Below are 26477 nucleotides of genomic sequence, written 5' to 3'. Positions count from 1 at the left end.
CCGCATCAAGTGTCCGGATTTTTCGTATTAAGACGCTTAATTATCGATGCTGGTTTACTCGTATATACCCCGCGGAGCATTGCCAGTTAAAGCCAGGCGCGTTCGGCGACATTAAGGAATCCATCGCGAAGCCTGCTTTTTTCATCATTTAGGACGTCGCATTACCCTGCGACAACCGGTGCGGCAATTCGCCACTGTTGCAGGCGCACACAAGATGTGCTTGCTGCTGGCTCAGGTTCTTCTAAAGTGCAAGATGCGGGTATGACCTAGAAGTTAAATACATAGCTAACCTGAGTAATAACCCGCACGGAGGCAAATATGAAATCGAAAGTCGCTCTTCTTTTCGCCGTAACGGGATTGCTGGCCGCATCAGCGGTACAGGCCCAGGACGCGATGGTCAAGCCGCAGCAAACCATCCAGTTCAAAGCGAATGCTTATGGCTGCCTGTCGAAGGATAAACTCGACGCCGCCGATCAGCACGCGCAGGCTGGCGAACAGCAGCAAATGCAGGAATTCTTCTCTGGCTATCAGTGCATCTCGACACCGGAGAATTCGAGTTTCCGCGTTGTGCGCGTCGTCGGACACGACGTGGAATTCGTCAATTCGGGCAATAGCGATACGGAAGGCCTCTGGGCTAACGATCGATTCATCAAGCAGTAAAGACTATACCGCCAGGTTATAAAGCCTGGGCAGTCTGCTGCAATTCACGGCCCTTAAAAGGGGCCGTGTGGTGAGTTCGCGGAATTAAAGACACATTACGTCGTCCGTCGACGTAAATGGAAACGGCTAGGCACCGCGCCTAGCCGTTTTGTTTTTCTCCGCTCGCAGTGACCGATGTCGATCCGCATTGTGATCGATTCGCCTCATCCGCAAAACACCCACGTCGGTGAGCATAGCGTTTCATAGCGCTTTCCAGCATTCCGAATATCAATTCCGGTATGGCATGATCAAAGCCGCCGCATGAGGCAGACGGCTTTCGGCCACGCTATCGGGATAAACATGACACGCAGTCATTCGAACTGGTTTGTGCGCGGGCGACTCAAAACCCGGCAGCTGATGTTGCTGGCGGCGATGGAAGAGGAGGGCAACGTACGGCGCGCCGCCGATTCGCTCGGCATCACCCAGCCCGCCGCGTCGCGCCTTCTCAAGGAGCTGGAGGACATGCTGGGTGTCAGCCTGTTCGACCGCACTCCACACGGTATGCTCGCCACGATGTATGGGGAGGTGATGATCCGGCACGCGCGCATGGTGTTGTCAAACCTGAGTCACGCGCATGATGAAATATCGGCCTTGCGTGCTGGATTGACCGGCCAGGTGCGTATCGGCGTGATCGCCGCGGCGGCAGCGACGATGGTGCCGCGCGCTATCGCAAGCGTGAAAGAGCTTTACCCGCAGCTGCAGATCTGGCTGCAGGTCGAAACGTCCGACGTGATGCTCGAACGGGTTGCAGAGGGCGAGCTCGACATCATGATTGGCCGGGTGCTCGAACGGCAGAATCCGCTGAAGACCGAGGTGCGCTACGAGCCGCTTGCCGACGAACCGCTGTGCGTCGTTGCGCGGACCGGCCATCCTCTCGAAAATGAGACAGGTTTGACGCTGCGCGATGTCGTGAACGCGAGTTGGGTGCTGCATCCGCCTGGTAGCGTGCTGCGCCACCGTTTTGACCTGATGTTTTCGCAGATTGGACTCAATCCGCCGCAAGACGTGGTCAATACGAACAATTTCCTGGCCATTTCGAGCCTGCTATTGCAAGGCGACATGCTGGCTGTCCTGCCGGACGAAGTGGCGCGTCAATACCAACAGTACGGCATGTTGCAACGGATGCCGGTGGATTTACCGTGCAGAATGGATACGTTCGGTATCATCACGCGCCAGTCGCAATTGCTGTCGCCGGCGGCGTCCGTGGTGCTGGAAGCCTTGCGCACAGCGGCCGCCGACGTTTATGGTGCGGCCTTCGACCCCACGGTGGCACGCTAAATGCTCTGTTATGGCTGAAAAAAGCAGCCAGGGCAGGCGTTCTCGTGCATGATCCGTCCTCGCCACCCCACGGCTGCAGTCCAGCCGGCGACGTTTCGCTGCCAGCTTTTTCTGGCACCACGCGCCGGCCCCGCAGCCCTGTGGAGGAGCGAGCGATGTACAAACAAAACGGTAGGCGGCAGCGAGCCGCCGATGATTCCTTTTCTGTGAGGTCCGCAAGCGCGGGCTCCTGGTGTGGCATGGCTCTGAAATCGACGATTTACAAGGCGGAACTGCAGATTGCCGACATGGATCGGCACTACTACGCCGATCACGCGCTGACTATTGCGCGCCATCCGTCGGAAACCGACGAACGCATGATGGTGCGCGTGGCGGCGTTCGCGCTGTTCGCACAGGAACGCCTTGAGTTCTGCAAAGGCCTGTCGGACATCGACGAGCCCGATCTCTGGCAAAAGGATCTGACCGGCGCGATCGAGACCTGGATCGAAGTCGGCCAGCCAGACGAGCGGCGCATCGCCAAGGCGAGCGGCCGCTCCAACGAGGTGGTGGTGATCGCCTACGGTGGCCGCACTTCCGAGATCTGGTGGCAGGGGGTGCGCAACAAGGTGGACCGGCTGCGCAATGTCACGGTCTGGACGCTCGGAGAGGAAGTCGGCGCCGCGCTCGGCAAGCTGGCCGAACGCACCATGCGCCTGCAGTGCACGGTGCAGGACGGCGCGGCCTGGCTCGGCAGCGCGGATTCAGATCCGGTGCCGATTGAATGGACTGTGTTGAAAGCGCCGGCGAACGCTTAAGAAGGGCGCGGTCAATCAGGCGCGCCCGGTCAGGCAGCACCCTCAGGCGGCCCCTTCAGTTCGACCATATTGCCTTCCGGATCGAACAGATACAGCGACGGCCCGAAACCATCGGCGCCATATCGCACGCCCAGTTCGCCGATACGTACGCCGCGCTCACTCAGATACGCCTTCAGCGCCTCGCCGTCGAACTTTTCCACGCGCAGGCATAGGTGATCCATATTTCGACCTTCACCCGGCGTGCCGCTATCGGGCCGGTCAATCGTGGCGCCGACCGTCAGCAGATCGATCAGCGAACGTCCCGCCCGCAACTGGATCAGCCCGATATCGCGCTGTTCTTTTTCGACGCTGCAACCGAGCACGTCACAGTAGAAGCGGGTGACCGTCTCGGGATCAGCGACCCGAATGACGACGTGGTCGATCTCGCGAATGTGAATCTTCATGAAAAACGCCCCTTGGCCGGTTCTCTAGCAATCAGTTCGAGTGTAGGAGAAAGGCGGCCTGCTGGGCGTATGCCCTTGTAATGCAGGAGCGGCGAAATACGGGGCCGAATCAGCTGATGACAGGCAAAAAAAAGCCCGCTCTCAGGGAGCAGGCTGAATCCATATCAGGAGGAGACATGGAGGAGACAAGGCCTACTATACACACGGGGTTGGTGCGACGCAATAACTTTTTAAGGGAAAACCCGATAGGGTGGCGTTTTGTCGCAACAGATGCGGAACCGGTCCCAAAACCCCATCGCCACAAGGCCCGCGCAATGACAGAGCAAGAACCGGAGCGTAGTCTGACGCCATGCAAACTAAATTGGTGACCATCGAAACTGTCTCTTCGAGGACATCATGAACCACACCGTGACATCTGCCTGGACTACCGCCGCTGAACGCTGGGACGCCGTGACCCAACGCGACCCGCACGCCGACGGCGCCTTCTTCTACGGCGTCAAAACCACCGGCGTGTTCTGCCGCCCATCGTGCGCGTCGCGCCAGCCGCGTCGTGAAAACGTCGATTTCTTCCTTACGACAGACGCCGCACGCGCCGCCGGCTATCGCGATTGCAAGCGCTGTCAGCCAGGCCGTCTGCCGCGCGAGCTTGAGATCGTCAACCGCGCGTGCGCCGCGCTCGACGCCGATCCGCAACAGCGCCTCACGCTCACGCAGTTAAGCGATGCCGTGCACGTCAGCCCGTTTCATTTGCAGCGGCTCTTCAAGCGCGTGGTAGGGGTGTCGCCGCGGCAGTATCAGGCGGCCCAGCGCGGCGCCGCGCTACGCGATGCGCTCCAGCGCGGCACGGACGTCACGCGCGCCACCGTCGACGCCGGTTTCGGGTCGCCGTCTCGTATGTACGAAAGCGCGCCGGGAGAGCTGGGCATGGCGCCGTCGGCTTACCGCCGCAAAGGGGCGGGCTTGACCGTGCATTACGCCAGCGCGCCAACCTCGCTCGGATTCGTGCTGGTTGCCGCCACTGCCAAAGGTATCTGCAAGATCGGCTTCGGCGACGACCCCATCGCGCTTGCCAGCGAATTGCGCGGCGAGTTCGCCAACGCGGAACTGAGCGAGGATGCGGAGCGGCTCGCGCCGTTTATCGCGCAAGTCGACGCCTATCTGCATGGCACGCGTCAGCGCTTCGATCTGCCGCTCGACATCGCCGCGACCGCGTTCCGCCAGCGCGTCTGGGACGCGCTGCGGCGCATTCCCTATGGCGAGACGCGCAGTTATTCGGACATCGCCGAGGCCGTCGGTTCGCCGCGCGCGGTGCGGGCCGTGGCAAGCGCCTGCGCGTCGAACCCGATCGCGCTGGCGATTCCCTGCCATCGGGTCGTGCAAAAGGGCGGGGCGCTCGCTGGTTATCGCTGGGGACTGCCCCGCAAGGCTGCGCTGCTGGATGCCGAGGCTCTGCATGCGGGCGTGGTTGAAGGTGTCGAAACAGGCGTCGGGGCGGCCATGAAAGCGAAGGCGACCCCGACAGCAAACACAAGCGCAACCAGCACCGCCGCCGGCAAACGCAAAGCCAAGCCCAACACCGCTGTCACCCCCAATCTGGACCACGCCGCGTGAGCACTGCCACCGACCTCGTCATCCTCGAGCTGCCCTTCAAGGCACCCTTCGACTGGCCGCGCATCCTTCGATTCTTCAATGGACGCGCTACTCCCGGCGTCGAAGCGGTCGAGGACGGCGCGTACCGTCGCGCCATCGATTGGGCCGGCGACAGCGGCACGCTAACCGTCCGTCCCCACCCGCGCAAACGATGTCTGATCGCCACCATCGAAGGTCCTGCCGGCCAGCACGCGGAGGCGTTGGGTGCACCGATTGCCCGGATGTTCGACCTGCACGCCGATCCAAAGGCGATCGCCGCGCATTTCGCCTCCGATCCGTGGCTCTCGCCTCTGATTGAAGCCGCGCCCGGCTTGCGCGTACCTGGCGCATGGTCGGCGTTCGAACTGGTGGTGCGCGCGATCGTCGGGCAACAGGTGAGTGTGAAGGCGGCCACGACGATCATCGGCCGGCTGGTGCAGCGCGCAGGTCTTCGTATCGAAGACCATCCGCACGAGCGCACCGCGTGGCGCTTTCCGACGCCGGCGGCCCTCGCCGCCGCGGACATGGCGCAGATCGGCATGCCGGGCAAGCGCGTGGCGGCGCTGCAAGGCTTTGCCGCAGCGGTAGCAAGCGGCGCGGTGCCGCTCGACAGTCATGCTGTCGACACCGCCACCTTACGCGCCGCGCTGCTGGCCTTACCCGGTATCGGGCCGTGGACCGTCGAATACGTGGCGATGCGCGCCTGGCGCGACGCCGACGCCTGGCCCGCCTGGGACCTGGTGCTGATGCAATCCATCGCGGCACGCGATCCGGCTCTGGTACGGCCCACCCAGCAACGGCTTCGTACCGACGCATGGCGGCCCTGGCGCGCATACGCAGCCATGCATCTGTGGAATGAAGTGGCGGACCGCGCGGGCGCGGCGCGCGGCGGCTAGCGCCACGCAAAGCAGGCGAGTGGGGCAAGCGCGCATCGCGCGGGCGCTTTGCGCGGCGTACAGTGGGCGGGACGACAGCAGCTCGCAGCACCTCGGCAAAAGCCGCTCGGGAGGCGCTCGAAGGGGCCTCAAGCAGGCCTCGTGACGAGATGTTAAAGTGCCCGCTACTGAAAATTCCGCCGGACGTTGTCGACCACACATAGCCTCACGTGAGCGGCGCATGGCGGCCGACAACGTCCGACTCGCATCAATGCCAAAGACAACACCTTCTCGCCCGACCGACCTGCTTTCGCACCGCCTGGCCTTGCTGGCTGCCGGCCCGCAGCGGGACGCGCTGACGACCGGCCTGCGTGGCATCGAAAGGGAAGCCTTGCGCGTCACGCACGACGGCCAGCTCGCCATGACGCCGCATCCGCGCGCGCTCGGCTCGGCGCTCACCCATCCGTCTCTGACCACTGATTACTCGGAAGCGCTGATCGAACTGATTACACCGGCAGAGCACGACGCCGCGATCACGCTCGAGAAGCTCGATGAGCTGCACCGTTTCGTCTACGCAAAGCTCGATGGCGAGATCCTGTGGAACAACTCGATGCCGGGCCTGTTGCCCGCCACTGACGACGGCATCCCGATCGCACAGTACGGTGCGTCGAACATCGGCAAGCTGAAGTACGTGTACCGGGTGGGCCTTGCGTTGCGCTACGGCCGCACGATGCAGACCATTGCCGGAATCCACTACAACTATTCGCTGAACGAAGAAGTGTGGCGCCTGCTGCACGCCGAACAGCAATCCACGGCGAGCGCGGTGGACTACCAGTCCGACCGTTACCTCGCGATGATCCGCAATTTCCGTCGCACCAACTGGCTGCTGATGTATCTGTTCGGCGCGTCGCCCGTGCTTGACCGGCGCTTTTTGCGCGATCGCAAACATACGCTGGAGACGTTCGACGCCGACACGCTGTATCGCCCGTATGCCACCAGCTTGCGGATGAGCGATCTCGGCTACTCGAACACCACCGCCCAGGCGGCGCTGCGGGCCGACTACGACACGCTGCCAGGCTACCTCGACGCGTTGGCAAAGGCGGTCAGCCAACCGTATCCACCGTACGAGAAAATCGGCACGCAGCGCGACGGCGAGTGGGTGCAGATCAACACCAACGTGTTGCAGATCGAAAACGAGTTTTACTCGACGATCCGCCCCAAACGCATCACGTATCCGGGCGAGCGTCCGCTGCACGCGCTTGCCGCGCGCGGCGTGCAATACGTCGAAGTGCGCTGCATGGATATCGATCCGTTCGAACCGACTGGCATTGCGCTCGAAACCGCGCGCTTTCTCGATGCCTACCTGCTGGTCTGCGCACTCGACGATAGTCCTTCGCTGCCTGCAGACGCTTACTGCGAAGCCAATCAGAACTTCGGACGCGTCACGATGGAAGGGCGCAAGCCCGGCCTCGAACTGACGCGCGACGGTCAGCAGGTCGCGATGCACGCATGGGCCGACGAACTGTTCGCGAAGATCGAGATCGCAGCGAAGGCGCTGGACGCGCTACACGGAAGCGATGCGCACGCACGTGCACTCGCCGCGCAGCGCGCGAAGCTCGCTGATGCGTCGCTAACGCCTTCCGCGCGCGTGTTGCAAACACTGCGCGACAGGAAACAGAGCTTCCTCGAGTTCGGTCTTGAACAAAGCGAAGCGCACGCGGCGTATTTCCGCTCGCGGCCGCTTGATGCGAAGGTCGAAAAAGCGTTCGGCGAGTTGGCCGTGAAGTCTTTGGAAGAGCAGGCGAAACTCGAGCGCGAAGAGGTCGGATCTTTCGACGCGTTCGTGGCGGCGTATCGCGCGTATACGTTGAATCGCTTTAGCGTTTGAGTTTGAGCCACGCGCACGCGCGAACGTATTCGCGCTCGTACGGACGAATGAAACGCCACCCGATTGCACGGGTCCAACCCTTACACTGAATGACAATCGGCGCGCGCTACGCGCATCCGGTCGTCTACACGCAGGGAGGAAGCAACGCGATGAAGAAAGCTCTGTTGGCAACATTGTGTGTTCTGGCCGCAGGCTGCACGACGCGCGGGCAGGTGAATCCCGACGTCATGCAGATCGCCACTACGCCGCTCACCTGTTCGAATACAAGCGAATGCAGCGTCTGGTGGCAACGCGCCCAGAGCTGGGTGAGCAGCCATTCCGCCTACAAGATCGAAGCCGCCACCGATTCGCTGATCCAGACCGCCGGCCCCGATGGCGGCAAACGCGCGCTCGCATATCAGATCACGAGGACGTCGAACAACGACGGCACCGCCACCATCGGCTTCGCGGCACATTGCGACAGCTCGTTGGGCTGCAAGCCGAATCCGTGGGAAGCGGGCGCCGATTTCAAGGAGTTCGTGAGAAGTGGAGCGCCGGTCAGCGTGCCACCGCAAGGCACCGGTGTGGCCACGCCGGCCAGTCAGCCGCTGGAGTCCGCGCCTGCGCAATCGGTGAGCACGCCGGGAGACGTGCCTGTGTCGCAGTAGGCAAACGGCGCCGTTCAAAGCCGTTCAATGGCGCTCAATGCCCCAGCGAAGGACCCGCGCCCTTGCGCGGCTTCGTAATCCACACCAGCCCGGCTAGCACGATGAAGGCGGCGCACGAGATGCGGAAGAAATCGTTGGTGGCCATCATGTACGCCTGCTGTGTCACGATCTGATTCAATTGCGCAGATAAGCCTTGGCCGGCAAAGCCGAGGCTCGTGAGTGAATCGCTATAGGTGGTCGTATTCGGAGCGTAGGTACTTACCGATTCCGTCAGGATCGCGTGATGGTAGATCGTGTCGTTTTCCCAGTACGTTGTGCTAACCGCGGTGCCGATTGCGCCCGACAAGGTACGGAAGAAATTCGACAGGCCCGAGGCGCTCGCCAGACGCTCATCGGACACGCTCGATAGCGTGATCGTGGTCATCGGCACGAAGAAACAGGCGACACCAACACCTTGCACCAGCCGCGGCAAGATCACGTGACTGAACGGCACGTCGAGCGTGAAGGTCGAGTTCCAGAACGAGACGAACGCGAATACGACAAACGCGAAGCTCGCTACCATCCGCAGATTGAGACGGTGCATGTTGCGGCCGATCATTGGCGATAGCACGAGCGCCAGCAAGCCGACCGGCGCGGTGGCCAGACCTGCGATGCCTGCTGTGTAGCCCATCACCGTCTGCAACCAGAGCGGGAAGATCACCACCGAACCGAAGAACGCCATGAAACCGAACGAGATGATCAGCACGCCGAGCGCGAAGTTGCGGTCCTTGAAGAGCGACAGGTCGATCACCGGCTCCTTCTCGGTCGTCTCCCAGACCAGCATGAAGGCAATCGAAATCACCGCAATGATCGCCAGCGCCACGATGAAGGTGGAGTTGAACCAGTCGCGGTCCTTGCCGAGGTCGAGCATCATCTGTAAGCACGACACACCGGTTACCAGCAGAGCGAGGCCTACTGCATCGATACGCTGCTTCGTCGTTTTCGTCTCACGGCCGCGCAGCAGCACGAACGCGCACGCCGCCGAAAACAGGCCAATCGGCACGTTGATGTAGAAGATCCACGGCCACGTATAGTTATCGGTGATCCAGCCGCCCATCACCGGCCCGAAGATCGGGGCGACGATCACGGTCATCGCCCACAGGCCGAGCGCGAGGCCGCGCTTCTCCGGTGGATACGAGCGCATCAGGATGGTCTGCGAAAGCGGCACCATCGGCCCGGAGACCAGTCCCTGAAGCAGCCGGAAGGCGATCAGCGATTCAAAGTTCTGCGCAAAGCCGCACAAGGCCGAAGCGATCGAGAACAGCAGCACCGAGAGCGTGAACAGGCGCACCTCGCCCACCCGACGCGCGAGCCAACCGGTCAACGGCACCGCGATCGCCGAGGCGACCGAATACGATGAAATCACCCAGGTGCCCTGGCTGGTGGCGACGCCCAGACTACCGGAGATGGTCGGAACAGCGACGTTGGCGATCGAGGTATCGAGCACTTCCATGAACGTGCCGAGCGCGAGACCAAGAGTGAGCAATGCCAGTGTGCCGCCGGCTAGCGGCGCCGGTTCAGCGGCGGGTGCGGCAACTGCGGGAGCCGTAGCGGCCATGGTCGAATCTCCTGTCGATCGAAGGCGGCGCTTTTGCGCTTACTCCGATCCCATGCAAAGCTGCCGGGGACAAAAAGCTTGACTCAGCATGCATATTTCACCGCCATACGCGGTGCCATAGATGTTTTGTCACTTTCTGCCCAGACAGATACCTGCTTGAACATCGACGCGTGAAAAAACGCGTCTCGTGGCTACATCGTGGCTTCTTGCCCGGCTACTTGCTGTCTTCCGGCGACGGTGAATTGCCTGCTCCAGGGCAGGCCATGAATCCGTCATCGGTCCCGCTCCCCGAGCCGTTTTTGATCAGACGGCCGAGCAACGTCGTCAGCGTCGCAATATCTTCAGCGGTAAAACCTTGCAACTGTTCGTTCAGCACCGCGGCACCCAAACGCGGCAACTGCCGGGCGACTTCCCGACCTTGCGGCGTCAGTTCGAGCTTGACCATGCGGCGGTCGGCATCGCTGCGCGTGCGGACGATAAAGCCTTTCTTTTCAAGGCGATCAAGCATGCGCGTCATCGAACCGCTGTCGTACGACATGGCGCGCGACAGCTCATACGGCGTATGGGCCCGCTCGCACGACAGCATCAGGATCACACCGATCTGCTGTGCGGTAAGGCCCAACGGTTTGACCGCCCGATCCATCCGTTCGACCAGCACATTGCGCGCTTTCGACAGGTAATAGCCAAGACTCGATTCGAGGTGAATCTCGTCCGCGTTATAGGGACCGTCGGTCATCGAAAACTCGCTTTGGAAACATCAGGAAGCAGACCGGATTTTAGCTGCCTAAGCAGACAAGTCAATCTGAAAATTCGCTTCATCATGCGGGTGAAAAAACAACACGGCATGCTGACGTGTAGCAAAGTATCTTGAAATTTAATTGCATAGTCAATATTATCACAGGCAACGAGTTACGCGCGATTTGCGCCACCCGAGACCATGTTCTGACCGCTTTGCCGCGCACCCTACCTTGGCCGTGCGCAGAGGATCCCCGTCATGCTGTACCTGAAAAACACCCTGAGCAGCCTGAGCCGCTCGCTTCACGACTCCGCAGTGCAGAGCTTTCAAGGCCCGTACCGCTGGTGGAAACTCGCGCTCTACGTGGTGATGTTCGTGCTGCCGGGGGGATCGCTCGGGGTGTTGTTCTTTGCGTGGATCGACCGTCGCCGCAACGGCCACCCCGCCCAGCCGGCCAAACAGTCGCCGGCGCTGCCAGGCCTCACGGGCGCACAGCCCTGCCGTAACGGCACGTAACCGTCTCCGCAGGACCGGTTACACACCCACCGCGCGTCGCGCATTACTCTTTCAATTTTCTGCGTCATCGGCATCGCGTACGCTACCATTCCGGATCGTCGCGATGCCCCGTCTCGCTTTGTCATCCGGGCGTTCCGCCCGCCGACCTTCCCGGGATCCCGTTGTCACCCAGGAACGCGCCTCGGCCGAATCGACAGGAATTGATTGCATGCAGTTTGACCGAAGCTCGCACGCGCGGGCCGTTGCTCCGCGCGCCCTGACTCTCGCAGTTGCCGCTGCGCTCGCCGCGCTGGTGACAGGCTGCGCGGTGGGCCCCGACTATAAGACGCCCACCACCGACGTGCCCGCATCCTATAAGGAAGCGGCGCCCGGCTGGAAGGTTGCGCAACCTTCCGATCAGCACGACCGCGGTCAATGGTGGGCCATCTACGACGACGCGGAACTGAACGCCCTCGAAGACAAGCTGAATACCTCGAACCAGACCGTCGCCCAATATGCCGCCGCTTACCGGCAGGCCCGCGCGCTGGTCGGTGAAGCGCGCGCCGCTTATTTCCCGGTGATCAGCGGCTCGGCTGGCCTGACCCGCTCGGGCAATGGCTCGGCAGCGGGCTCGACCTCGGGGACGCGCTCGAGCGTCAGCAACAGCTATAACCTGTCACTCGACGCAAGCTGGGAGCCGGACCTGTGGGGCAAGGTGAGCCGCACCGTCAGCGCGCAGGAAGCCGGCCAGCAGGGCGCCGCCGCCACGCTCGCCAATGCGCGGCTGTCCGCGCAGGGCACATTGGCGCAGACCTATTTCTCGCTGCGCGAGCTCGATGCAATGCAGAAGCTGCTCGACGACACGGTTGTCGCTTACGAGAAATCGCTCAAGCTCACGCAGAACCAGTACGCACAGGGCGTCGCCGCACGCTCGGACGTGATTCAGGCACAGGCGCAACTGCAATCGGCGCAGGCCGCCGCGATCGACAATGGCATCGCACGCGCTGAGGACGAACACGCGATTGCAGTGCTGGTCGGCCAGCCCGCCTCGACTTTCTCGATTCCGCCTGTGCCGCTCACCGCAACGCCGCCGTCCGTGCCCGCGCAGATGCCGTCTGCGCTGCTCGAACGCCGACCCGACATCGCGGCGGCCGAGCGCGCCGCCAAGGCCGCCAACGAACAGATCGGCGTGGCGATCTCCGCGTTCTTCCCGTCGCTGACGCTATCCGCGAGCGGCGGCTTCGAGAGTTCCGTGCTGTCGCAATTGCTCACCGCGCCAGCGCGCTTCTGGACGCTCGGCCCGCAACTTGCCGGCACGATCTTCGATGGTGGCTTGCGCTCGGCACAGACCGAAGCGGCCCGCGCCGCCTACGACGAGGACGTGGCGGTCTACCGTCAAACGGTGCTGGCAGCGTTTCAGGACGTCGAGGACAACCTCGCATCGCAGCGCATTCTGGAGCAGGAAATCGGCGTGCAGCAGCAAGCCGTCATTTCGGCCCAGCAAGCGCTGGCTATCGTCACGAACCAGTACAAGTCGGGCACCGTGGCATACCTGAGCGTGCTGACCGCGCAGACCACCGCCTTCACCGCTGAGCAGAAACTGGCCACGCTGTCGGGAGAGCGGATGGTGTCGTCGGTGGGTTTGGTGAAGGCGCTTGGCGGCGGCTGGGATGTATCGCAGATGGCGAGAGAAACCGGCACCGTGGCGCCGCCGGATGCTGCTTCCGCAATCTCAACGCCTTCGACGGCTGTCAGAAGCGACTAGGAACGCAACCGCGTCGGATTGGCAGCAGACAAACCGCATTTACACAGAAGGGGTATGGCCGTCACGCGGCCATACCCCTTTCGCACTTCTCCACCACGAGCGTCAGTGCCGCACGTAGCGCGTAGTGCCGCGATCAGTGCACGAAGGTCAACGCTACCGTATCCGGACCGCTCGGCCGCCCGAGCAGATTCAGCAGGCCCGCAAGGTTGTCGCGCGCTTCGGGAGCGGCGCTCGCCGTGCCGTTAAACGATGACACACCGCCCCCCACCATGCCGTGACCCTTCAGCGTCAATGGACCCTTAAGCGTCGAGAGATCGATGGTCGAGCTGTTGCCTTGCGCCTGAATCACCACCTGGTACGAACCAAGCGGCTTGACCAGCGACACCCGCGAACTGGCATCGTTCAGCGTAACCGTCAGTTGTCCGAACGCTTCCTGGCCGAAGCTGCGCCAGTCGCTCCACGCAAGCCGCACTTCGCCTTGCAGATCGAGCGTGTTGAACGGTGCGCCGAGGCCCTTGAGCAACGTCGCCGGCACGGCGATCGAACCTTGCGACACCACGGCGCCGCGACGGGTAGCGTCGACGGTGACAGGAACGGGCATCGCTTCGCTTTGCAGCATCGTCATCTGCACACGGCCGGTGAAGAGCGGCCAGAAGGCGGTGTGCCATTCGATCCGGCCCGGAAGAAGCGTCGCCGAGCTGGTATCCGATCCAGCGGCCAGCATCAGCGTGGCCGAACCATTCCAGAGCGAGCCGGCGGGATCGACCAGATTGACGTGACCGCCGCTCGCCTTCGTGAACTGCGGCGTGATCCATGCCGCAGGCAACAGCACCAGCAAAACCGTACCGCTCGACAACACCGCGACCAGCAGCCACGGCAGGGCAGCGCGCAGGCGCCGCATCCAGAAATTCATGCGAGATCCTGTGGCTGCACCGTCATTTGGCGGTCGATGGCTGCAGCGACGCCGTCAGGTCGACCTGTCCATCATCCTTGAGCGCGGTGATGTGGGCTTCGGCAATCTGCACCTTGAACTGCTTGCGCACATCGTCGACCCAGGCAGTCCACGCAGGAAACGACGCGTTCTTCAACTGGACCTGCACAGCGTTGCCCATCAACTGCACTTGCAGCGGCACGAGACCGTGTTCGGTAAGCGAAGCGGTGAGCGCATCCTTGAGGGCGCCGCCAGTGGGCGCCACGCCCTGAGCAGCGGACGACAGGCTGCGCGCTTCATCGGCTTGCGCCGTCATCTGCGCGAGTTGACGCTGTATCGCCGGCAGGCTCTCGCGTAAATGCGCGCGGCCGTCGAGGGCAGGGGCCAAAAGGATCGACCACGCAATCACCACACCGAGGGCCACGCCACCCCATAGCAGCAGCGTTTTCTCGCGCTCGGTGCGTCCGTCCCAGAATCCGGCCCACGTTTGAGCAAGTTCCGCTTTCATTGTCCGCTCCTGATGGTCCACTTGCCGGTATTGCTATCGATCGCGCCGGACAACCCGTTGATTGACAGACGTTGCGCGAGGCCAGGATCCACTTTGACTTCCGGTTTGAAGGTCACGTCCAGCCGACGGTCGTGATAGTCGAGCGCCGCGATGCCGTTGACCGGCAACGGTCCGAGCGAGCGCGCGAATCCGGAGGCAAGCGACAGGAAGTCGTCCGGCGACAGCTCACCCGCCGCCACGCGCAACTGCTGCATCTGGCGCGACATCTGATCGGGCGCATCGAGCACGACGGTAGTCTTCGGGAAAGTGTTGAGCAGCACCTCGGTCATCTGCGCGTTGATCGCATCGCGCTGATGCGCGAGCACCATCCACTGCACGTTGACGCCGATGATCGCGACCACCAGCGCGGCAACCGCCAGCACGATCGGAAAACGCAGACGCCGTAACGTGGCGCGATCGAGCCGCCAAGGCTGCGAAGCGAACTCGAACTGACACAGATCGAAACGGCATTCGAGTGCGCGGCGCGCGAGCTTCTCGAACGGCAACGGTTGTGCGCCCTGCACCTGGCCGGCGAGTTTCGCCTGCGCGCCCGAACCCATGCCCGGCTCGTTACCCGGCACCTCGGTGAGCTGATAAAGCGTGACCGGCGCGGCGCCCGAGAGCGCCTCGAGAGTACTGTTGACAGCCGTCGCCGGCAACGCGAGCCCCTCGCCCTGGCGACCGCGCGCAATCGCCAGTTCCACACGAGTGGTGCTGGACTCCGGCGCCGCCTCGAGCAGCAGGGCGGGCGCAGTGGAGACGACGGCGCCGAGCACGGCCGCGACGACTGGCGCGGGCGGCTCGATTGGCAGACCAGCCGCGAGCTTGGCCGCTGCCCCGGGTTTCAACGTCGCCGAGGCTGCTTCGGCCTCGGCTTCAGCGAGCGCGGCGGCGGTTTCAGTGGCAGCGACGGTGACCGGAGCCGACGGCAGACAACGCGTGACCGGCACAGCACGCACGCTGCGATGACCGGCTGCAGCGAAAGCTTCGCAGATGAAGCGGAACCAGCCGCGATCGATGATGGCGAGCAGATGCCTGCCTTTGCCGAGCGGTTGCGGATCGAGCGCGATATGACAGGTTTGCGGATCCTGGATCAGTTGATCTTCGACGATGTTTGGCAATGCCTGACGCAGACGCGGCCCCTTCAGCGGAGGCAGGGTAGCGGGCATCATCAGGAGGTCGCGGGCCGCGACCATCAGGACCGTCGACGAGGTACGCGGCAGCAGCGCGAGCGAGGCCCGACCGGCGCGCTGCGTGCGGCCCGACTTGTCGAGCAACACGAACGGCAGCTCCGGCAGTTGCCATTCCTGCGATGGCACCGCCGGGTCACGCGGCGGCAGAAGGACGATCAGTGTGCTCAAAGGCCACTCTCTCCGGGAAAAGCGTTATTCATAGTTGATCCTGCACGCTCACGATGCGGGTGGTGTGCGTGAGCGCATCGCGATAGACGAGGGTCGTACGATCCACTTCCGCGCGTTCATGATCGACTCGGCCGTGGATAAAAAAGTAACTGGTATTGACGTCGTAGAGACTGGGGTCGATCGACAGTTGCGGGACACCCGCCCCCTGCAAGGCCAACTGTACATCGCCGACGTTATGAAAGAACACGGTTTGGCGGCGCGCAACGAACGCCTGCGCATTGGACAGGCTCATACCCTCGATGACGGCGGCGACGACTTCGGCCGGCGCGGTATTCATATTGACCGCAGTAGTGGTGGGCAAATACGTCACGAAAGGGCGCAGCCGCGCGACCATGTCTGGAGAGAAGCCAGGCACATCAAGCAGCGAATCGACGCCCGTCATCTGCAGGGGCACGACAGAGGGATTGTCTTCGTCGTCGCTGATACCGGGTTTATCGGTGAAGTTATTGCCGCCGACGGCGCCGCCTACGACGGCCGGCGCTGTGTAGCCGCTGGTCAGGGCGGTCGTCTGGAAGCGCGTCGCGGAATGGGCGAGGCTGTTGCGAACCTGCACCGCGGCATTTTGTGCGACCGAGCCATTGAGGCCGAGCAGGCTGAGCAAACGCTGGAAGGCCTGGATTTGCGACACGTTCAATTGCAGCATGCCGGGCGCTGGGCTTGAGACCAGGTTTCGCAGATTGAAGCGGGATTGGGCGTCTTCTATCGAGCCTGATAAGTACGTGTCGGCGCCTTCGGCGGCGCGGACTTCGCCTATTTGGCCGAGGAAGTCAGAGAGACGTGTTTTAGCTATGGGGACGCTCCAGACCCCGCCCAGGTAGGTTATTCCTGCGGAGGTGTCGCCTTCTGATCTCAGGATCAGGCGGGTCCAGTCGAGGGCGCCTCTTGATATCCATTGGGCCTGGGATAGCAGGCGCTGGTTTTCTATCCTGCGGATTTGTACTTGCTGGCGCCAGAGAATGCCTGAGACAAGGATTGCTGATAGGGCTACTACTAGTAATGCTGTGATTATGGCTACGCCGGTTTGGGTTTTTCTGGTTGCCCCGGTTGCCTGCGCGGCGCTTGTCCGTGTTATTGCGGTGTTGGCCTTTCCTTGCTTTGCTCTCGGTCTATTAGCGTCGCCCCTGTGCGGGGCAGCACTTACTTTCTTTGCCGCCGCAAAGAAAGTAAGCAAAGAAAGCGGGCTCACACCGCCAGCTTGTAGGTGTCCCCCTCTGTCCATAACCCGGAGTGGTCCGCGCACGAAATGAGCCCCCGCACTCTCACCCTCCGTGACAAAGGACTCATTCATCCCGCCCACGCACTTTGTGCGTGACGGTTGGGCACAACCATTGGTGGGTTGCTGGGCGCGCGGCGCGGAAGCAAGTGCCACTGCGGCTTGAGCGGAGGGTTGTGCCCGACGGCGGGGCGCGAAGCGCGACGCTGGAACGGATGACTGCCTTGTCACTAACGAGGAGGGTGCGAGGGATGATTGCGTGCGCGCGCCACTCCGGGTTATGGACAGAGGGGGACACTTATAAGCTGGCGGGGTGAGCGGCTTTCTTTTGCCTACTTTTCTTTGCCGCTGCAAAGAAAAGTAGGTGCTGCCCCGCACAGGGGCGACGCTAATAGACCAAAAGCAAATCAAGGAAAGGCCAAAACAAACAAAACCAGAACAGAGAGCAAACACCCCCCCAGCCTGCGCAGCAGAAAAAGAAAGCACGAACCCCGACGGTAGCAAACCCAAACCCACTTAATCACTCTCCGACGAGAAAAACCCGCGTAACCGGCCGCGCCAGCGAAGTCGCCCCAATCACAACCTCAAGCCCCGTCACCGACCGCGGCAGCGGCGCACTCCCCAACTGGGGAACCTTGAGATTGTTATCGTTCTCGGCAATCGCCGCCTGCACATCGCTCATCTGCGTAGTCCAGCCAACCTTTGGCACAAACAGCCGCGCACCGATCGAGCCAACTCCCCCCATCAATGGCACCGCACTCCATCCGTCGCCTTCGCCACTCCGCAAAGCCCCTCGCAACTCCCCCATCGTGCCCAGCGGCGGCGATGCATATCGCGTCACCCGGCCCTCCGTCACCCGGTATCGCACCACCTGCAAGCGCGGCGCCGTATCCGGCATGTCGAATTCGCGCACGATCTGCAACACGTTCCCGCTCACCGACACCGCGGCGGCCCCCGACTCGTCATCCGTCGCGGCATGCCGCACATCAATTCGCATCTGGTCGAACAACTGTGCAAACACGCGTTCGTCTTCCATCGCGCTCGTGATCGTCTGCCGTCCGCGGATGATCTGATCCAGTCCGCGCCACGACAACACCGCAATCACCGCCAGAATCGCAATCGCGACCAGCAGCTCGATCAGCGTAAAACCACGCGCCGTCCGGCGACCGCGGCGCTCAGAGCGAACGGTTCGTTTCATTCGCCACCACCGTCACCATCTGGGCAAGATTGCCGGCGCGGCCCGGTGTCGTCACCGCCACCTCCACCCGGCGAAACACCGGATTCGGCGTCGCCGTCACGCGTTCCGTACAAAGCAGCTGCAAATTGCCCTGCGAACAGTCGTAACTGGTCGATCCCACATCCGGCCAGCTATGTGCAAGCTTTAACTGCGCCAGCATGTTGTCCGCACTCCAACCGGCCAGCAGACGCTGATGCAGCTCCACCTCGCTGTTCGCCAGATTGCCCACCGCACGCATCGAGGCAGCGAGAGCCACCGCGATAATCGCCAGCGCCACCAGCACTTCAATCATCGTAAAGCCGCCCTGTGACTTCCGATGCATCGGGGCACGCCCGACATCCCTCATCCGGCCGCTCATCTCAACGCACCTCATAGCGGCCATTGCCCGTTCCCACGATCCGCGCCTGACCGACAGCGGAAAACAGCGTGATCTGCACCGGCGCGTCGATACTCTCCGTGCCGAACACCAGCCGCGACGGATGCACGTCCGAACCCGGATAGTCGATCGACACGCTCGTCACGCCGCCTTCCCAGCGACGCACACCCAGCAGATCGTCACGCAAAGGACGCCAGCCGTCGTCGGTGTGTATATCGAAGCGAAAGCCGCCATCGAACGGCTGCCACGCAATCGGCCGGGCCCGCACCTGCGCTTCGTCGCCGGCCGATTCAAACAGCAACGCCAGGCGTTGCGCTTCTTCATTCAGATCCGTGCGTGGATTGCGCGTCACCGCGAGCGACGCCAGCGACACCAGCAGCCCGGCAATCACCAGCACCACCAGCATCTCCAGCAACGTAAAGCCAATCTGCCGGCTCGCACGCCGACGTCCGTCCGGCGTGGCCGCGACGCTTTGCTGCCAGGCGTCGCGCGACGCCGCGTACGGCACCTTCGCCCGATGCGCCGGGGCAACACGAGACTTGCAAGCGGACAGAGACATGGTGCCGGCGATAAGCGAGAGTGCGCGCAATAAACTCAACCGGTCATTCCCACGAGCCTATGTCGGCGTCGTTCCCTTCGCCACCCGGTTTGCCGTCGGCGCCGTAACTGAACACGTCGATTTCACCGTGCACGCCCGGATTCAGATACTGATACCCATTGCCCCACGGATCGTTCGGCAGACGCTCGAGGTAACCACCGTCCTTCCAGTTGTTCGGGACCGGATCGGTCGAGGGCTTTTCAATCAATGCACGCAGCCCCTGGTCCTGAGTCGGGTAGCGGCCATTGTCGAGACGGTACAGCTTCAACGCCTGCATGATCGTGCCGATGTCCTGCTTCGCAGCGACGCGCCGCGCTTCATCTGGCCGGCTCATGATCTTCGGGACGATCAGCGCGGCCAGGATGCCGAGAATCGCGATCACCACCATGATTTCGATCAGCGTGAAACCACGCTGACGACGGTTGCGCAGACCCGCGATTTCAGTGCGGCGAGTGGTCCACATTTGCATAGCTTGCTACCTCTTTTCAGGAAGATTTTCGTGTCGGGCGAGTGTCGCGCCAGCCAGGATCAGCGTGCTGATTTAACACTCCCGTTCTGTCATTTTAATGTCATGCAGTTGAAGGGTTGCGAGAAAACGCCGGGCCGTCCCAGGTTTCTCGTTCCCCCTCCAGGCAGGGGCACTTTCCCCCAACGCAAATTTCACAATAGTCCGTACAATGATGCGCATGAACGCCATCCAAATTCGCCTTCTGTCGCTCGCACTGTTCGCCGTGTTCTGCGCGACGCTCACTTACTGGGTCGTCACGCTCACCGCGCTGCGAGGCGGCCCGTTGCCCGCTGCCGCCGTGAACCCGCCGGTCTCGGTCGACCAGGCGGCCACGCTGTTCGGTGGCCAGCTGCAGCGCAGCGCCAACCAGGACGTGCGCCTGTTCGGAATCCTCTCGCTTCAGGAAGGCGGCGCCGCCATCCTCAGCGCGGGTGGCGAACCGCCGCGGGCCGTCTCGCTCGGCAGCGCCATCATGCAAGGCGCCAAGCTCTACGAAGTGCGCCCCCGTTCGATCATCATCGACCGCAACGGTGTGCGCTCCGAAGTGTTCCTGCCTGCCAATCCCGCCGGCCCCACCATCTACGTGCGCTAGGCAAACCCGCCGCCAGCCACTTCGCAAGCATCGAGCGCGCGTCCATCGTGGCCGCGCGCCTGAAGGCTTCATTGCACCAGGTTGTTCAACTCGATGATCGGCAGCATCACCGCCAGCACGATCACCAGCACCACGCCCCCCATCGCGAGAATCAGCAACGGCTCGAGCAGGCTCGTCAGGAACATCGTGCGCCGCTCGAGTTCGTTGGATTCGCCTTCGGCCGCGCGATCGAGCATCGTCGTCACGTCGCCAGTCGCTTCGCCTGAACGGATCAGGTGCACCAGCACCGGCGGAAACGTCTTCGTATTACCCAGTGCACGCGACAGCGAAGTCCCTTCACGCACGCGCACAATGGCGTCATCGATGTTGTCGCGCATGGCGCGGTTGCTGAGCGTTTCGCTTGCCGCCTGCAGAGCGCGCAGGATCGGCACGCCCGCTGCGGTCAGAATGCCGAGCGTGCTGGCAAAGCGCACGGTGTTGTAGCCGCGTACCAGCTTGCCGAGCAGCGGGGCGGTCAGCAGCCAGCGGTCGAAGGCGAGACGCGGGCCGGGCTGCGCCAGAATCGACCGCACGATATACGCCACCAGCACGACCGCGATCAGCACCGCCCACCACCATTTCCGCACGAAGCCGGAGAGCGCCATCATCATGATGGTCAGCACCGGCAACTGCTGCTTGGTGCTCGCAAACACGTTGACGACCTGCGGCACGACATAGCTCAACAGGAACGTGACGATGCCGAAAGCAATGATCGTGACGATGGTCGGATACGTGAAGGCCAGCACGATCTTCTGCTTGAGCGCGTTGCGTTGCTCGATATAGTCGGCAAGACGCGACAGCACGAGGCCCAGCTTGCCGGTATGTTCACCGGCGGCCACGAGTGCACGGTAGATCTCGGGAAAATCTTTCGGATGCTGGTGCAGCGCATTGGCGAGCGAATGGCCGCCAAGCACTTCCGCGCGAATCGACGCCATCAGCTCGCGGATGTAGTCGCGCTCCGACTGTTCGGTCAGCACACCGAGCGCTTCGTCGAGCGGCAAGCCGGCGATCAGCAGGCTGGCCAGCTGACGCGTGAGAATGGCCTGCTCGCGTTGCGACAGACGGCGCCCCAACGAGAGCCGCTGATTGCGCTCGCCGCGCGTGCGGGTCGAGGCTGGCTCGACGATCAGCGGCGTAAGCCCCTGGCCGCGCAGATGCGTGCGGGCGCCGCGCGCGCTATCCGCGTCGAGTACGCCTTTCTGCGCCTTGCCCGTCGCATCGATCGCTTCGAAACGAAATGCCGGCATGGGGTTATGCTCCGCCCGTCACGCGGATCACTTCTTCGAGCGAGGTCAGGCCGGAAGCGAGCCAGCGGTCGGCGTCCTCGCGCAGCGTCCGCATGCCCTGGGCACGACCCGCCGCGAGGATCTCCGAATCGGCCGCGTTACGGTGGACCAGCGTGCGGATCGTGTCGTCGATCAGCAGCAACTCGTACACGCCGCGCCGCCCTGCGTAACCGGAGTGGCCGCACTTCTCGCAACCCACGGGATGCCACTGCATGCGCCCGTCCGCGTCGGGGCGCTCTTCGCGGCACACCGGACAGAGCCTGCGCACCAGACGTTGCGCCAGCACGCCGAGCAGCGACGAAGCCAGCAGGTAAGGCTCGACACCCATGTCGGTCAAACGCGTTACGGCGGAGGCCGCGTCGTTGGTGTGCAGCGTCGCCAGCACCAGGTGACCGGTGAGGGAAGCCTGCACAGCAATCTGCGCGGTCTCGAGATCGCGGATTTCACCAATCATGATGATGTCCGGATCCTGCCGCAGTATCGAGCGCAGCGCCCGCGCGAAAGTCATACCGATCCGCTCGTTGACCTGAGTCTGGCCGATGCCCGACAGGTCATATTCAATCGGATCTTCGACCGTCATGATGTTGGTCGTCGCCGTCTCAAGCCGCGACATCGACGCGTAGAGCGTCGTTGTCTTGCCTGAGCCGGTCGGCCCGGTCACCAGCACGATGCCGTGCGGGCGGCCGATCAGCTTGTCGAACTTGACCAACGTGTCCGCGCCCATGCCGAGCGCTTCCAGATTCAGACGCGACGCGTCTTTCTCGAGCAGACGCAACACCGCGCGCTCGCCGTGCCCGGTCGGCAACGTCGAAACCCGCACATCGACCGGGCGGCCACCCACGCGCAGCGTGATCCGGCCATCCTGCGGCAAGCGCTTTTCAGCGATATCGAGCTGCGCCATGATCTTGATCCGCGAGATCAACGCGCCGTGCAACGCCTTCTTCGGCCGCACGACGTCGCGCAGCGTACCGTCGACGCGAAAGCGCACCACCGAGGCATTCTCGAACGGCTCGATGTGAATATCCGAAGCCTGTTCGCGCGCCGCCTGGGTGAGGAGGGCGTTGATCATGCGGATGATCGGCGCGTCGTCTTCCGACTCCAGCAGATCCTCGACCTCCGGGATCTCCTGCATCAGACGCGACAGATCGACTTCGCCTTCCACTTCGCCCACGACTTGCGCCGCGCTGCCATCGTGACGCGCATAAGCCTGGTTGATTGCCTGAGCGAGTTCGTCAGCGGGCAGGCGCACTACCGTGAGAGCGCCGAAATTGCGCCCAACTTCGGCGAGCGCAGCATCGCTCGTGCGGTCGCTGATCCAGACTTCGAGGCTGTCGGCGTGCTGATGCGCAACCAGAATCTGGCCACTGCGCGCGAAGCCATAGGGCACGAGCCGTGCGGCGACTGCCGATGACGCGCCGCGCTCGGCAGGCTCCACCGCCAATTCGGGCGTCGTCGCGGCACCGGCCCGGGTCGCTGCCGAAGACGCAGAACCTGACGACGGTGTGGACGGCGTACTCACGGCTGCGCTCCCGGCGCCGTGGTCACAGGCGAGTTGGTCGGTACAGGATTAGTCTGGACTGCAGCACCATTCGGCACCGCACCGCCATTCTGGACGGCACCGCCACTCTGAACGGCGCCACCGTTCGGAACGGCACCGCCATTCGACACCGGCGCCCGGGAAGCGGGAGCCGGCGGCGCCATCTGCTGACGGCGCATCTCGTCAAGATTGAACAGGTTCATCGCGGGCGCACCGCCCTCGGCCGGGCCGATCGGCATCGGCGGAACCACCGGATCGTCCTTGTCCTTGATCAGGTTGTTATCCGACTTGTACGCACCCTGCACGCCCTGGATGTAGTCGTAGCGGTTCTCTGTCACGGCCTGCGCGGTAGCGTGATCGGTGATGATCACGGGACGCAGGAACACCATCAGGTTAGTCTTGTTGCGACTCTTCGATTCCGAGCGAAACAGTTGGCCGATCCACGGAATGTCGCCCAGCAGCGGCACCTTGCTGTTGCTGACCTGGTAGTTGTCCTGCATCAGGCCGCCCAGCACGATGATCTCGCCGTTATCGGCGAGCACCGTCGACTGGATCGAACGCTTGGTGAACTCCGGGCCCGCCGGGTTGGTCGTCGCGTTAGTCGTGCCGGTGACGATCGCCGAATCTTCCGTGTAGAGCTGCAGCTTGAGAATCCCGCCGTCGGTGATCTGCGGCTTGACGTGCAGCGTCAGACCCACGTCGACGCGGTCATAAGTATTGAACGCTGCGCTCGAGGTGCCGCTCGTCAGGTTCGAATACGAACCCGTCTGAATCGGCACGTTCGTACCGACGACGATCTTGGCTTCCTCGTTGTCGAGCGTGATCAGGTTAGGCGTCGACAGCACGTTCGCGTCGGCGGTCTGCGACAGGGCCTGCAACAACGCACCGAGTCCCTGCACACCGAAAATGTTGTGCACCCAACCAACATTGAGACCTTGCTGGAGGTTGCTGGTCGTAAGCGCACTGGCGAGACCGCCGGCGGCCAGGCCGCCCGTCGCCGCAGCCGCCGTCAGATTGATAATGCTATTGCCGGTGCCGGTTGCCAGGTTGGTGCCGGCTAGCACCGAGTTGTTCGCGACTTGCCACTGAATGCCGAGATTGGCATTCGTGTTGGAGTTCAGCTCGACGATCAGCGCCTCGATATAGACCTGGGCGCGCCGTGCATCCAGCTGGTCGATCACCGAGCGCAGGTTACGATAGACCGCTTCGGGCGCCGTGATGATCAGCGAGTTGGTTGCCGCGTCCGCCTGGATCATGCCGCCAGGCTGGTTGTCGTCACTGCTCTTGTCCTTGTCGGTGCCGATCGTATCGCCAGAAGCGCCGGCTGCGCCCGAGCTGGCGCCTCCGCCGAGCGGCGACGAGCTCGAGCCGCCTCCGAGTCCGCCCGACGGCAGCGGTGGGGTGCCCGAGGTGCCCGTCGAACTGCTGCCATACGAACTGCCTGAACTGCCGCTCGCGTTGAACGAATTCGCATTGTTCGATCCGCTCGATGAGCCGCTGTCGCCGCCTTTACCCAGCATGCCGCGCAAGGTCTTCGCGAGCGTCGCCGCATCTGCGTTGCGCAGTGGCACGACATGCATGTTGCCGGGCACGGCGCTCGGCGCATCGAGCTGCTTCGCCAGCTCCTTCGCGGCCGCAAGGCGCGCGCCGTTCGATGCTCGGATCAGCAGCGAGTTGGTGCGTGCGTCGGCGGTAACCGATACCTTCAGCGTCGCATCGGTCGCACCGATCGCACCCGGATCGAGCATCTTCGTCAGTTGCGGTGCGATGTCGAGCGCGTTGGCGTTTCTCAACGGCACCACCGAAACCTGCGTGCCCGCAGCCGTGTCGATGCCGGCGATGATCTGGGCAATCCGGCGCACGTTGTCGGCGTAGTCCGTCACGACAATCGTGTTGTTGGACGGATAGGCCGCCACCGTATTGTTCGGCGAGATCAGCGGACGCAGCACCGGCAGCACGTTATTGGCCGATTCGTTCCTGAGCTGGAACACCTGCGTGATCACCTGATCGCCGCGCGCCACCGGAGTATTGCCGACGTAAGTCGGTACGCCCTGCAGCTTGGCATCGGCTTCGGGCACGACCTTCAGCACGCCATGATCCTCTACCAGCGCGAAGCCTTGCATCCGTAAAGCAGACTGCAGGGTCTTGAGCGCCTGGTCCTCGGGCACCGGATTTTCGGAGACGAGGTTTAACTGACCCTTGACGCGTGGGTCGACGATGATCGTCTTCCCGGTTGCAGCGCCAATCGCCCTGGCCACCTGATCGATGTCGGCGTTGACGAAGTTGAGTGTCACCTGGGCGTGTGCGGTCTGCGCACCGATCAGGCCAGCCACCAGCAGCGCCGTTGCGACGCGACGCAATGCCATACGATTTCTTCTCATGGAGTTTGATGTCGATGCCGACCGCCGAAGCGACCCGCTGTCATGCGCAGCAAACATAGGTGCGTACCAGCGGTCCCCACGGCTTGTCACCGCCCCCGCGGGCGCTGACAACCCCGACTGCCTTCCAACCTATGTCCGGAAAAAACGAACAGTAACAGTTTTTCATGTCGGATTTGTCACAAAACAACGGCTCCGGTGTGATTACTCTAAACAAGCTCGCACAACGTAAAAATTTTGAAAGCTTTGGTGAGGATTTGCCCGACCCGTCTGCGAGGTTCGTTTTTAGCGCGCTTATATCCCTTAGCCGACTTGACGCTCGACTGCCTGCCGGTATCATACGAGCCGATCATCCTGCCGGACGCAGGTTTGGCTACGCGGGTTTTCCCCGATGTCCGCCACAGGCTCGGTGTTGGCGGGTTTGCGGGCATGCACAGGTGCATGCTAGGCGCGAGCAAAATGCCTTACCGCATCTTACCTATGTGAATTGCTTAGTCATCTTGACCGATGAAACGGACCCTTCTGACTGTCGCTACGGTACTCGGCACGCTGTTCGCAGCGGGGCAGGCGCACGCCGACTGTTTCGATGAGGCTGCCCGTTATCAGAAGGTCAATCCGCTGATCTTGCGGGCAATTGCCTGGCAGGAGTCGCACAACCGGCCCGACGCGCTGCATAAGAACGCCAACGGCTCGACCGACTACGGCCTGATGCAGATCAACTCCGTTCATCTCCCCACGCTGGCCCTGTATGGCATCTCCAGCAACACGCTGATGGAGCCGTGCAAGAACGTCTATATTGCCGCCTGGCATCTGCGCCAGCAGATGAACAAGTACGGCAACACCTGGCAAGCGGTGGGCGCCTACCATTCGGAAACGCCGTCGCTGCGCGACCAGTATGCGCAGCAGATTGTCGGTATCCTGCGTAAGTGGAACCTGATCGCGGCGTCGCACTAAGGGGTGGCTTGGCC

At 62.7% G+C, this 26477-nt stretch carries 25 protein-coding genes; 11 read left to right on the top strand and 14 right to left on the bottom strand.

The features are described from left to right. Nucleotides 1-318: 318 nt before the first annotated feature. From sap1 to BUS06_RS03390, 3 genes are all read left to right on the top strand, one after another. Nucleotides 319-660, top strand: a complete 342-nt coding sequence (sap1, locus tag BUS06_RS03400; protein WP_074262987.1) for a surface attachment protein Sap1 — start codon at nt 319-321, stop codon at nt 658-660. A 339-nt stretch (nt 661-999) separates the two neighbouring features. Continuing rightward, a complete protein-coding gene (locus tag BUS06_RS03395) occupies nt 1000-1977 on the top strand; it encodes a LysR family transcriptional regulator (RefSeq protein ID WP_074262986.1) in 978 nt (325 codons plus the stop codon). Between the two features lie 239 nt (nt 1978-2216). Continuing rightward, nucleotides 2217-2771 carry a YaeQ family protein gene (locus tag BUS06_RS03390; RefSeq protein WP_074262985.1) on the top strand — a complete coding sequence of 185 codons (555 nt, stop codon included), beginning with the start codon at nt 2217-2219 and terminating at the stop codon, nt 2769-2771. Between the two features lie 29 nt (nt 2772-2800). On the opposite strand, the gene BUS06_RS03385 is transcribed toward BUS06_RS03390, so the two are convergent. Continuing rightward, nucleotides 2801-3214 carry a VOC family protein gene (locus BUS06_RS03385; RefSeq protein ID WP_074262984.1) on the bottom strand — a complete coding sequence of 138 codons (414 nt, stop codon included), beginning with the start codon at nt 3212-3214 and terminating at the stop codon, nt 2801-2803. Nucleotides 3215-3610: 396 nt separating this feature from the next. Here BUS06_RS03385 and ada point away from each other — a divergent pair, with 396 nt between their 5' ends. From ada to BUS06_RS03365, 4 genes are all read left to right on the top strand, one after another. Then, nucleotides 3611-4825 carry a bifunctional DNA-binding transcriptional regulator/O6-methylguanine-DNA methyltransferase Ada gene (gene ada / locus BUS06_RS03380; RefSeq protein WP_074262983.1) on the top strand — a complete coding sequence of 405 codons (1215 nt, stop codon included), beginning with the start codon at nt 3611-3613 and terminating at the stop codon, nt 4823-4825. Continuing rightward, nucleotides 4822-5739: a DNA-3-methyladenine glycosylase family protein gene (locus BUS06_RS03375; RefSeq protein WP_074262982.1), complete on the top strand. Its 918-nt coding sequence runs from the start codon at nt 4822-4824 to the stop codon at nt 5737-5739. Before ada ends, BUS06_RS03375 begins: the two co-directional genes overlap by 4 nt. A 250-nt stretch (nt 5740-5989) precedes the next feature. After that, complete coding sequence (gene gshA, locus BUS06_RS03370) at nt 5990-7606, top strand: glutamate--cysteine ligase (protein WP_074265892.1); 1617 nt, start codon at nt 5990-5992, stop codon at nt 7604-7606. Between the two features lie 149 nt (nt 7607-7755). Then, on the top strand, nt 7756-8253 hold the full coding sequence (locus BUS06_RS03365) for a hypothetical protein (RefSeq protein WP_074265891.1): 498 nt from the start codon (nt 7756-7758) through the stop codon (nt 8251-8253). A 34-nt stretch (nt 8254-8287) separates the two neighbouring features. Here the strand turns inward: BUS06_RS03365 and BUS06_RS03360 are convergent, their stop codons facing one another. Then, nucleotides 8288-9850, bottom strand: a complete 1563-nt coding sequence (locus BUS06_RS03360; RefSeq protein WP_074262981.1) for a DHA2 family efflux MFS transporter permease subunit — start codon at nt 9848-9850, stop codon at nt 8288-8290. A 214-nt stretch (nt 9851-10064) separates the two neighbouring features. After that, nucleotides 10065-10586 carry a MarR family winged helix-turn-helix transcriptional regulator gene (locus BUS06_RS03355; protein WP_074262980.1) on the bottom strand — a complete coding sequence of 174 codons (522 nt, stop codon included), beginning with the start codon at nt 10584-10586 and terminating at the stop codon, nt 10065-10067. Between the two features lie 258 nt (nt 10587-10844). Here BUS06_RS03355 and BUS06_RS03350 point away from each other — a divergent pair, with 258 nt between their 5' ends. Beyond that, the gene (locus tag BUS06_RS03350; RefSeq protein ID WP_074262979.1) at nt 10845-11102 is read left to right on the top strand and encodes a hypothetical protein; all 258 of its coding nucleotides are present in this window, start codon (nt 10845-10847) and stop codon (nt 11100-11102) included. A 208-nt stretch (nt 11103-11310) separates the two neighbouring features. Further along, nucleotides 11311-12846, top strand: coding sequence for an efflux transporter outer membrane subunit (locus tag BUS06_RS03345; protein ID WP_074262978.1), 1536 nt, complete (start codon nt 11311-11313; stop codon nt 12844-12846). Between the two features lie 133 nt (nt 12847-12979). Here BUS06_RS03345 and BUS06_RS03340 read toward each other — a convergent pair whose 3' ends face one another. The 8 genes from BUS06_RS03340 to gspG all read right to left on the bottom strand — a co-directional run bounded on the left by BUS06_RS03340 (nt 12980) and on the right by gspG (nt 19638). Beyond that, nucleotides 12980-13759 carry a type II secretion system protein N gene (locus BUS06_RS03340; RefSeq protein WP_074262977.1) on the bottom strand — a complete coding sequence of 260 codons (780 nt, stop codon included), beginning with the start codon at nt 13757-13759 and terminating at the stop codon, nt 12980-12982. Between the two features lie 22 nt (nt 13760-13781). Continuing rightward, the gene (gene gspM, locus BUS06_RS03335; protein WP_074262976.1) at nt 13782-14285 is read right to left on the bottom strand and encodes a type II secretion system protein GspM; all 504 of its coding nucleotides are present in this window, start codon (nt 14283-14285) and stop codon (nt 13782-13784) included. After that, nucleotides 14282-15685: a type II secretion system protein GspL gene (gspL, locus tag BUS06_RS03330; protein WP_074262975.1), complete on the bottom strand. Its 1404-nt coding sequence runs from the start codon at nt 15683-15685 to the stop codon at nt 14282-14284. Before gspL ends, gspM begins: the two co-directional genes overlap by 4 nt. Before the next feature lie 28 nt (nt 15686-15713). Then, on the bottom strand, nt 15714-16931 hold the full coding sequence (gene gspK, locus BUS06_RS03325; protein ID WP_254368736.1) for a type II secretion system minor pseudopilin GspK: 1218 nt from the start codon (nt 16929-16931) through the stop codon (nt 15714-15716). A 547-nt stretch (nt 16932-17478) separates the two neighbouring features. Next, the gene (locus tag BUS06_RS03320; RefSeq protein ID WP_074262974.1) at nt 17479-18156 is read right to left on the bottom strand and encodes a PulJ/GspJ family protein; all 678 of its coding nucleotides are present in this window, start codon (nt 18154-18156) and stop codon (nt 17479-17481) included. Beyond that, the gene (gene gspI, locus BUS06_RS03315; protein WP_074265888.1) at nt 18134-18541 is read right to left on the bottom strand and encodes a type II secretion system minor pseudopilin GspI; all 408 of its coding nucleotides are present in this window, start codon (nt 18539-18541) and stop codon (nt 18134-18136) included. The genes BUS06_RS03320 and gspI overlap by 23 nt, the downstream gene beginning before the upstream one ends. Before the next feature lie 13 nt (nt 18542-18554). Then, nucleotides 18555-19130: a GspH/FimT family pseudopilin gene (locus BUS06_RS03310; protein WP_074265889.1), complete on the bottom strand. Its 576-nt coding sequence runs from the start codon at nt 19128-19130 to the stop codon at nt 18555-18557. A gap of 43 nt (nt 19131-19173) precedes the next feature. After that, nucleotides 19174-19638 carry a type II secretion system major pseudopilin GspG gene (gene gspG / locus BUS06_RS03305; RefSeq protein ID WP_074262973.1) on the bottom strand — a complete coding sequence of 155 codons (465 nt, stop codon included), beginning with the start codon at nt 19636-19638 and terminating at the stop codon, nt 19174-19176. A 208-nt stretch (nt 19639-19846) separates the two neighbouring features. Between gspG and BUS06_RS03300 the strand changes: the two genes are divergently transcribed. Then, nucleotides 19847-20269: a type II secretion system protein N gene (locus tag BUS06_RS03300; RefSeq protein WP_254368734.1), complete on the top strand. Its 423-nt coding sequence runs from the start codon at nt 19847-19849 to the stop codon at nt 20267-20269. A gap of 68 nt (nt 20270-20337) precedes the next feature. On the opposite strand, the gene gspF is transcribed toward BUS06_RS03300, so the two are convergent. Genes gspF through gspD form a run of 3 tightly spaced genes read right to left on the bottom strand, consistent with a single transcriptional unit; the run spans nt 20338 to nt 25497 of the window. Next, on the bottom strand, nt 20338-21555 hold the full coding sequence (gspF, locus tag BUS06_RS03295) for a type II secretion system inner membrane protein GspF (protein WP_074262972.1): 1218 nt from the start codon (nt 21553-21555) through the stop codon (nt 20338-20340). 4 nt (nt 21556-21559) lie between these two features. Further along, on the bottom strand, nt 21560-23113 hold the full coding sequence (gene gspE, locus BUS06_RS03290; RefSeq protein ID WP_074262971.1) for a type II secretion system ATPase GspE: 1554 nt from the start codon (nt 23111-23113) through the stop codon (nt 21560-21562). Further along, complete coding sequence (gene gspD, locus BUS06_RS03285) at nt 23110-25497, bottom strand: type II secretion system secretin GspD (protein ID WP_074262970.1); 2388 nt, start codon at nt 25495-25497, stop codon at nt 23110-23112. Before gspD ends, gspE begins: the two co-directional genes overlap by 4 nt. 519 nt (nt 25498-26016) lie before the next feature. On the opposite strand from gspD, the gene BUS06_RS03280 reads away from it, so the two are divergent. Beyond that, nucleotides 26017-26463: a lytic transglycosylase domain-containing protein gene (locus BUS06_RS03280; protein WP_074262969.1), complete on the top strand. Its 447-nt coding sequence runs from the start codon at nt 26017-26019 to the stop codon at nt 26461-26463. Nucleotides 26464-26477: the final 14 nt, after the last annotated feature.

Origin of the sequence: Paraburkholderia phenazinium (assembly GCF_900141745.1) — a bacterium.
Lineage (GTDB): Bacteria > Pseudomonadota > Gammaproteobacteria > Burkholderiales > Burkholderiaceae > Paraburkholderia > Paraburkholderia phenazinium_B.
Note: the sequence above shows the minus strand (reverse complement) of the source record. Positions and strands in the feature narration are given on the sequence as shown.